At 60.0% G+C, this 6,930-nt stretch carries 8 protein-coding genes and 2 pseudogenes; 8 read left to right on the top strand and 2 right to left on the bottom strand.

The window, feature by feature from the left end; translation table 11 throughout:
- The 5 genes and pseudogenes from AC0L3J_RS36815 to AC0L3J_RS36795 form a co-directional block, all read left to right on the top strand.
- Positions 1 to 339: cupin domain-containing protein (locus AC0L3J_RS36815; RefSeq protein ID WP_473349737.1), on the top strand; the 339-nt coding region annotated here is incomplete at its 5' end.
- 140 nt (positions 340 to 479) lie between these two features.
- Positions 480 to 1,550: a GDP-mannose 4,6-dehydratase gene (gene gmd, locus AC0L3J_RS36810; RefSeq protein WP_473350344.1), complete on the top strand. Its 1,071-nt coding sequence runs from the start codon at positions 480 to 482 to the stop codon at positions 1,548 to 1,550.
- Positions 1,522 to 2,472 (top strand): GDP-L-fucose synthase, encoded by a 951-nt coding sequence (fcl, locus tag AC0L3J_RS36805; RefSeq protein WP_473350343.1) that lies wholly within the window; start codon positions 1,522 to 1,524, stop codon positions 2,470 to 2,472. Before gmd ends, fcl begins: the two co-directional genes overlap by 29 nt.
- A gap of 193 nt (positions 2,473 to 2,665) precedes the next feature.
- Positions 2,666 to 3,106, top strand: a pseudogene (locus tag AC0L3J_RS36800) (UDP-glucose 6-dehydrogenase); the annotation flags it as partial.
- A gap of 65 nt (positions 3,107 to 3,171) precedes the next feature.
- Complete coding sequence (locus tag AC0L3J_RS36795) at positions 3,172 to 3,351, top strand: hypothetical protein (RefSeq protein WP_027516309.1); 180 nt, start codon at positions 3,172 to 3,174, stop codon at positions 3,349 to 3,351.
- Between the two features lie 516 nt (positions 3,352 to 3,867).
- Here the strand turns inward: AC0L3J_RS36795 and AC0L3J_RS36790 are convergent.
- Entirely contained in the window at positions 3,868 to 4,026 is a 159-nt protein-coding gene (locus AC0L3J_RS36790; protein WP_156948756.1) for a hypothetical protein, read from the bottom strand.
- A 654-nt stretch (positions 4,027 to 4,680) separates the two neighbouring features.
- Here AC0L3J_RS36790 and AC0L3J_RS36785 point away from each other — a divergent pair.
- Positions 4,681 to 4,875, top strand: coding sequence for a hypothetical protein (locus tag AC0L3J_RS36785; RefSeq protein WP_035969388.1), 195 nt, complete (start codon positions 4,681 to 4,683; stop codon positions 4,873 to 4,875).
- A 496-nt stretch (positions 4,876 to 5,371) separates the two neighbouring features.
- Here the strand turns inward: AC0L3J_RS36785 and AC0L3J_RS36780 are convergent.
- Positions 5,372 to 5,572 (bottom strand): annotated as a pseudogene (locus tag AC0L3J_RS36780) (IS66 family transposase); the annotation flags it as partial.
- Between the two features lie 574 nt (positions 5,573 to 6,146).
- Here AC0L3J_RS36780 and AC0L3J_RS36775 point away from each other — a divergent pair.
- Together AC0L3J_RS36775 and AC0L3J_RS36770 are read left to right on the top strand one after the other, a co-directional pair.
- Entirely contained in the window at positions 6,147 to 6,449 is a 303-nt protein-coding gene (locus AC0L3J_RS36775) for a hypothetical protein (protein ID WP_473350342.1), read from the top strand.
- A gap of 328 nt (positions 6,450 to 6,777) precedes the next feature.
- Positions 6,778 to 6,930, top strand: a 153-nt coding sequence (locus AC0L3J_RS36770) for an NYN domain-containing protein (protein WP_473350345.1), incomplete at its 3' end; no start/stop codon positions are given.

The following is a 6,930-nucleotide window of genomic DNA, read 5'->3' as shown; positions in this document are numbered from 1 at the left end:
CTCAAGGTGCATCGGCCCTGGGGCAGCTACCAGTCGGTCGACAATGGCGAGCGCCACCAGGTCAAGCGCATCGTGGTCAAGCCGGGCGGGCGTCTGTCGCTGCAGAAGCACCATCATCGTGCCGAGCACTGGATCGTGGTCCGCGGCACCGCCCGCGTCACCGTCAACGAGACCGTCAAAAGCGTGCACGAGAACGAGTCCATCTATATCCCGATGGGCGCAGTGCACCGGATGGAGAACCCCGGTAAAATCATGCTGGAGCTGATCGAGGTCCAGACGGGAAGCTATCTCGGGGAAGACGACATCATCCGGATTGAAGACGACTATCAGCGTTCCTGAACTCGAGCGTGCCTGCCCGGGTTGACCCGGAGGGCCGATTTGTCCAAGAAGGACCGGCTGTGCGTCGGCTGCGCAGGAGTGGCTGCGCCGCCGGTGACATGTGCGACGGAACATCTTGACCGGACTTGAGGCTTCAGACCATGCGCGAGCGGATCGCTCTCATCACCGGTGTGACCGGTCAGGACGGCGCCTATCTCGCCGAATATCTGCTGTCGCTCGGCTATCTCGTGCACGGCATCAAACGGCGTTCGTCCTCGTTCAACACCGCGCGGGTCGATCATCTTTACCAGGACCCGCATGTCGGTAACGTGCCGTTTCAGATGCACCATGGCGACATGACCGATTCGACCAATCTGATCCGCCTCGTGCAGCAGATCCGGCCGACCGAGATCTACAATCTCGCCGCCCAGAGCCACGTCGCCGTCAGCTTCGAGAGCCCGGAATACACCGCCAACGCCGACGGCATCGGCGTGCTGCGCCTGCTGGAAGCGATCCGCATCCTCGGCATGGAAAAGGAGACGCGGTTCTACCAGGCCTCGACCTCCGAACTCTATGGCCTCGTCCAGGAGACCCCGCAGAAGGAGACCACGCCGTTCTATCCGCGCTCGCCCTACGGCGTCGCAAAACTCTACGGCTACTGGATCACGGTGAACTATCGCGAGGCCTATGGCATGTTCGCGAGTAACGGCATCCTGTTCAATCACGAGAGCCCGGTCCGCGGCGAGACCTTCGTCACCCGGAAGATCACGCGCGCTGTCGCCCGCATCGAGGTCGGCCTCGAACAGACGCTCTATCTCGGCAATCTCTCGGCCAAGCGCGACTGGGGCCATGCGCGCGACTATGTCGAGGGCATGCACAAAATCCTGCAGGCCGACAAACCCGACGATTTCGTGCTCGCCACCGGCGAGATGCACTCGGTGCGTGAGATGGTCGAGCTGTCGTTCTTGCAGGTCGGCCGCCGCATAGAATGGCGCGGCGAGGGCGTCGACGAGACCGGCGTCGACACCAAGACCGGCAAGACGGTGGTGAAGATCGATCCGAGCTATTTCCGCCCTACCGAGGTCGATCTCCTCGTCGGCGATGCCAGCAAGGCACGCGAGGTGCTCGGCTGGAAGCCGAAGCGGAGCTTTACAGAACTCGTCGCGGAGATGATGGCGAGCGATCTGGCGGACGCAAAGCGGGATGCGGCGAGTGGCAAACGTAGCGTTTGAGCTGACAGGCAAGAGCGTCTACGTCGCCGGCCATCGCGGCATGGTCGGCAGCGCGCTTGCGCGCCGGCTCGAGCGGGAGAACGTCAAACTCATCACCGTGGACCGGCGCGAGGTCGATTTGCGCAACCAGGCCGCGGTGTTCGACTGGTTCGCGAAGACGCGGCCGCAAGTGATCTTCCTCGCCGCGGCAAAGGTAGGCGGCATCGCCGCCAACAACACGCTGCGCGCCGAATTCATTTACGACAACATCGCGATCGCGGCCAACGTGATCCAGGCCGCGCATCAGAACGGCGCCGACAAGCTGATGTTTTTGGGCTCGTCCTGCATCTACCCGAAATTGGCGGCGCAGCCTTTGCGCGAGGATTCCGTGCTCACCGGTCCGCTGGAACCCACCAACGAGCCCTATGCGATCGCCAAGATCGCCGGGATCAAGATGGCCGAGGCCTATCGCAGCCAGTATGGCAGCGACTTCATCAGCGTGATGCCGACCAATCTTTACGGCCCCGGCGACAATTATCACCCCGAAATGAGCCACGTGGTCGCGGCGCTGATCCGGCGCTTTCACGAGGCCAAGGTTACGGGCGCGAAGAGCGTCGTGGTCTGGGGCACGGGCACGCCACGGCGCGAGTTCCTTTATGTCGACGACATGGCGGATGCCTGCGTGCACCTGATGAAGACCTATTCGAGCGCCGAGCTTATCAACATCGGCACTGGCGAAGACATTGCCATCGCCGAGTTCGCTCGCGTCGTCGCCGGTATCGTCGGCTACAGCGGCCAGATCAATTTCGACACCTCGCGCCCCGACGGCACGCCGCGCAAGCTGCTCGACGTCAGCCGCCTCGCAAAACTGGGCTGGCGTGCCACGACATCGCTTCACGATGGCATGAAGCGCGCATACGCGGCGTACCTGTCGCATACGTAGAATGTAACAAATGCATGTTGAGTGATTCGTGGTGTTGTCCGCTGGTGTTGTTCGCGACGCCTGTCACGCCGGGCGTCCAAGGTTTATTCGGTTCGCGAAGCAACCTGGCCCAATGTTGGGCGTGCGGACGGATGGAGGGAAAGTCTAGGGAGTTCAATGAAACATCCGTCTTCAGCGGTAGAGGTTTTCCTAGATTGCTATAACCGGCACGAGCTATGTGGGACTGGTGTCGGAGGCCTGCTTTGTGGATTTCGGTCGCGACGTCATCTGCGTCGACAAGGGCGACAATAAAGTCGCGGCTCTTCATCCCGGCAAGATTGCTATCTACGAGCCTGGGGTCGACGAGCTCGTGGCGACCACGCCAAGGCCGAGCGCTGAAGTTCATCACCGATCTGTCCAAGCCGGTCGGCGATGCCGATGCCGTGTTGATCGTAGTCGGCACGCACTCGCGCCGCGGCGATGGCCACGCCGATTTGTGCTATGTCTATGCGGCCGCGGAAGACATCGCGCAGTCGCTGTCCGGTTCAACGTCGTGGTGACCAATTCGACCGTACCGGTCGGCATCGGCGACGACGTCGAACGCATCATCCGCGAGGCCAACAAGGCCGATATCGTCGTCGCATCCAACCCTCAATGCCAGCACTTAGTTAAGCGGAGAGGTTCAGGTGGAACTGCGTTCCCTCTCTCACGTTTGCGGGAATGGCAAAGAAGCAGGTCGGAATAGAAGTCATTGAAGAGGGGAGAGAGCGTTTTCTCGTGAAGACGTTCGACGATGGTTCCAAGGAGCGTCAGCCGATCATGGCGAGGCCGCGCAAGAAGCGACCGCGACGCATCGACTGGAGTCGGAAGCTGAAGTCGGGCCTGAAGAAAGGATTCTAGAAAGAGATAGCACCGCGCTCGTGCTTCAAGAGAGCGTACTCAACTGCTGTGGCCGCATTTTATTCCAGGCACTCCAGTTTGCAATTGCCTCACCGATCGAAGCGATAATGGACATTTATCAATCACCCTCGTGACAGCAGATGTGGGCTTGCCGACCTGTTGCACGAGGCGCCGTCAAGCGGCGGATGAGGGCCGCGTTTTAGGCCACTTAGATGGCGACTCCGACAACGATGCGACAATGGAGCAACAGTCCACATCGCCCCTCGCGCGAGCACGCTAGTGTTTATCTGCACGAGGGGGCCCGATCAGGCCAGCTGTCCGAAACAAACTAGAAGCTGCCGCGGGTAACAATGAAGGTCACACGTGGAATCGGCGCTGCAGCCATTTTCCTAATCATAATTAGCTCGGAAGCGCCGCGGGCCATCACAGACCGGGCGAGCGAATTTCCTGCTCGGAAGTCAGGTACTACATTGCTCAGCCCGAGTTGGCGGATCGGGATCGGCTGGCCTTCACCGATTAATGGCGGTGCGGGGCTGGTGCCGGCGCTCGGCTCGGCACTTTGACCGCGGCGCGGCCGGAGAGGTCGACGCGGATTTTGGCCGGCAGTTGCGATAGCTGGCTGTAGACCGACACCGGCGCGATGATCTGCAGCGAGCCGAGAACGCCCGTTGTCACCAGCTCTGCGGCCCAACCGGATTGCGTCGTGATTGCCGGCCCGCTTGCCGCCTTGAAAATTGAGCCCGGGCGCGCCAGGCCTTTTGTAACGTCGGCGTCGTACGGAAAATGCTTCGCAGCAATAGCGCAGCGGGTGTGCCGTCGCCTTGGCTGAGGACCATGGCGGTCGCCACCCGCGCGAACGTAGCACCCCGCGCCGGCGCGCCGCGCTCTCGGCGCAGGTGATTGCCGTTGATCAGACGGCGGCAGTCGGCGCGAGTCTGGACCGCGACGCAGCGGTGCGCAAGTTAGATTGTGCTATGTTGCCAACATGCCGCTCACGCAGCACAAGCGCCGCGATCCGGTCCGGGTCGATCAGAGCTATGATGTCGTAGCAATGGCTACTACGATTGGGACCGTAATCCGCGAGAACTCGGACCCACGCTGCTCGAGGTCACGTTGCGCGTGACGCGGTCGCCTTAACCTTGAGAAGTGAGGTTAATCCGAACGTCGGCTTGCGACCGGACGCGCTTGCCGCTAACGCTTATTGCGCCGGACAGGGCTGATCTTACCCCAAGCCGATCCCAAAGACCACGATTTCAATTGTCCGGCGCGGGCCGCCAGCGACGCCCCACCGCTGGCGGCCCACCCGTTTTTGCGAGGATGTTGGCGCAGATGACGTTCGCGAATCTTTCAGACGAATACATCATGCACATGTACGAAAGCATCCGCGATCAAGTGCGCGCCGATGCGAGGTCTGGCATTCGTTTGATGGGTGAGCCGGCGAAAGTACGTGCAGAGGAACTGCGCCGCGAGATTGACCGCCGCGGATTGGAGTGCCCCCCGATTGAATGGCCCGAAGGCACCTGAACGATGTAGCAGTGATTACCTGCCGGGTGACGCTCCGCCGACTGTCGCGGATCGCCTTGCATCGCGGCGCGGGGTGCGCCTCAATTTCGCCGCCCGACTCAGGCTGAGGTTGTATTGGTTGCCGGCGTCTCGTTTACGACGGTTCTCGATCCCGAACCGGCGCACAACGAAGCGGAGCCGAAGGCCCGGCGAGAACCCCATCGAACCGGGCCTTTGCGCTCATTCATTTGCGCGAAGCGCACGCGACAACGTCATCGCATAATCGTGCCGATTCGCTTTGCGCAGCCAACGTTGCTTTGCGGGGTCCAGGTGAAAGAGCCGACTTCGCTGGCTGCTTCGATCGAGTCGGCTTTGGGCCGATTTTGTTGCAAAAGTCGGCTGCAATGGATTTGGCCGCTGGGCCTTTCGTTGAGCCGCGCTTTGAAGCGCTGGCCCTGACGCATTTTTACGCAACTTTGACGCTACGCTACGCGATGCGCAGAACCTGAGCCGGCGGCGGTCGTGCGACCAGCGATGCAACCGCCTCCTGGCGGCTAGAACTGCGTCCGCGGATCTGGGCTTCGATGAAGTAGAGCCCGGCGATACGTTCGAGCGCCTCGCTGGCGATCGGTGCGGGACCGGCCGCGGCGAGTTCGTAGAAGCGCCGGCGCACATGTGACCAGCAGAACGCCAGTTCTACGTCACCGCGCTCGGCCATGACCCCAGTTCACCCTCGCAGCCACCGCCCAGAACCTCCGCAAAATGGCCAAGCTGATCCCAATGCCAACCCCAAGGCTCGCATAAGAACTGGTGAGCCCTTCGTCCGCATCGCAACTCGTACCATTACAGCGGACTACTTCGGGCCTTTTTCAACAGAATCGGTCACAAGCGGAATTGGCAATGCCGTGCGAGGAACCACCAAACTAGCGGCCCTCAGGGGCCCTTCCCTTTGCAAGACCTAATTGCCGAATTGAGCACGTAGCGTGATGGATCATTTGATACTTCGCTTGCCGAACGGCTTGCGGCGTATGTCAATTAAACTGACATATATTTGGGATTGCCGGATTATCCCGGCAGTCGCCAGATTCTTGTTGGCAGAAGCGAGTCATCTTGGCATGCTCCTGTCACCGGAGCTGCACGTTCATCTCGCATCTATTTACACCCGGGGCCTGAAGCTACGGCAACGCTGCGGCAGGCGTTTCAGTACGTGTTGTTTACATCAACTAATGAACTTCTGAGGCCGCCTTTAGGTGGCCTCTTCGTTGAGAATTCAATTCTGCGGGGACATTGCAATGGCAAAACCAGCCGTTTCCCGTGATGCTTTTCGTGGACTACTCGCTTTCTACGCGACGAAGGCTCATCACGATCACAAAGCCGAAGCCGAGGAGTGCCTTTTGAGGGTGTTCGGATCTGCAGAATACATTCCTGATCGCCTCCTGCAGCAATGGTCCGAAAAAGCTGATCTACTCGGTCCAGAAACCGTCGGTAGTGTAGTGGAGCCGCGGGCCCTTGAAATCGCGAGCGGCGGCGCGCGGTACGACCATGCGAGTGATTTTCTCCACTCGCTCCTGAGAGACCTCGGGCGAAAAGTGTAGTGATCAGATGCGCCGTTTCCGCTGCTCTTGCCGGACCGGTCAATGACAGACCATCGCCAGGCACGACCGCGCTTATGTATCGACAGATCAAAAGGAGCAAAATCGCCAGCGTTCATCGCGGGAAACTTTCAAATACGCACTTGGAAATGGACAGGATACATTACAAATCTGACGGGAAAACTTTGGGGCAACGGATATTAGTTGAAGCTTAAAACGTTTGAGGCTATCCGACGATCTCCGGTAACTATCCATATAGAATGCGACCGAAATTTGCGTCGTGAAGTTCCGAGATGCTTTTAACCCGGACTGCCTCACCGAAAGCCTCCAGATGTCCTGCTCATCTACCGATAAGGTCGCGCTCTTCATCGATGGAGCTAATCTCTACGCGACGGCAAAAACTCTGGGCTTCGACATCGATTACAAGCGCCTGCTGAAGGAGTTTCAGAGCCGCGGGACGCTGCTGAGGGCGTTCTACTACACC

It is taken from the genome of Bradyrhizobium sp. Kon37 (assembly GCF_055807535.1).
The sequence above is the reverse complement of the archived record's forward strand: the minus strand, read 5'-3'. Positions and strand labels throughout refer to the sequence as shown.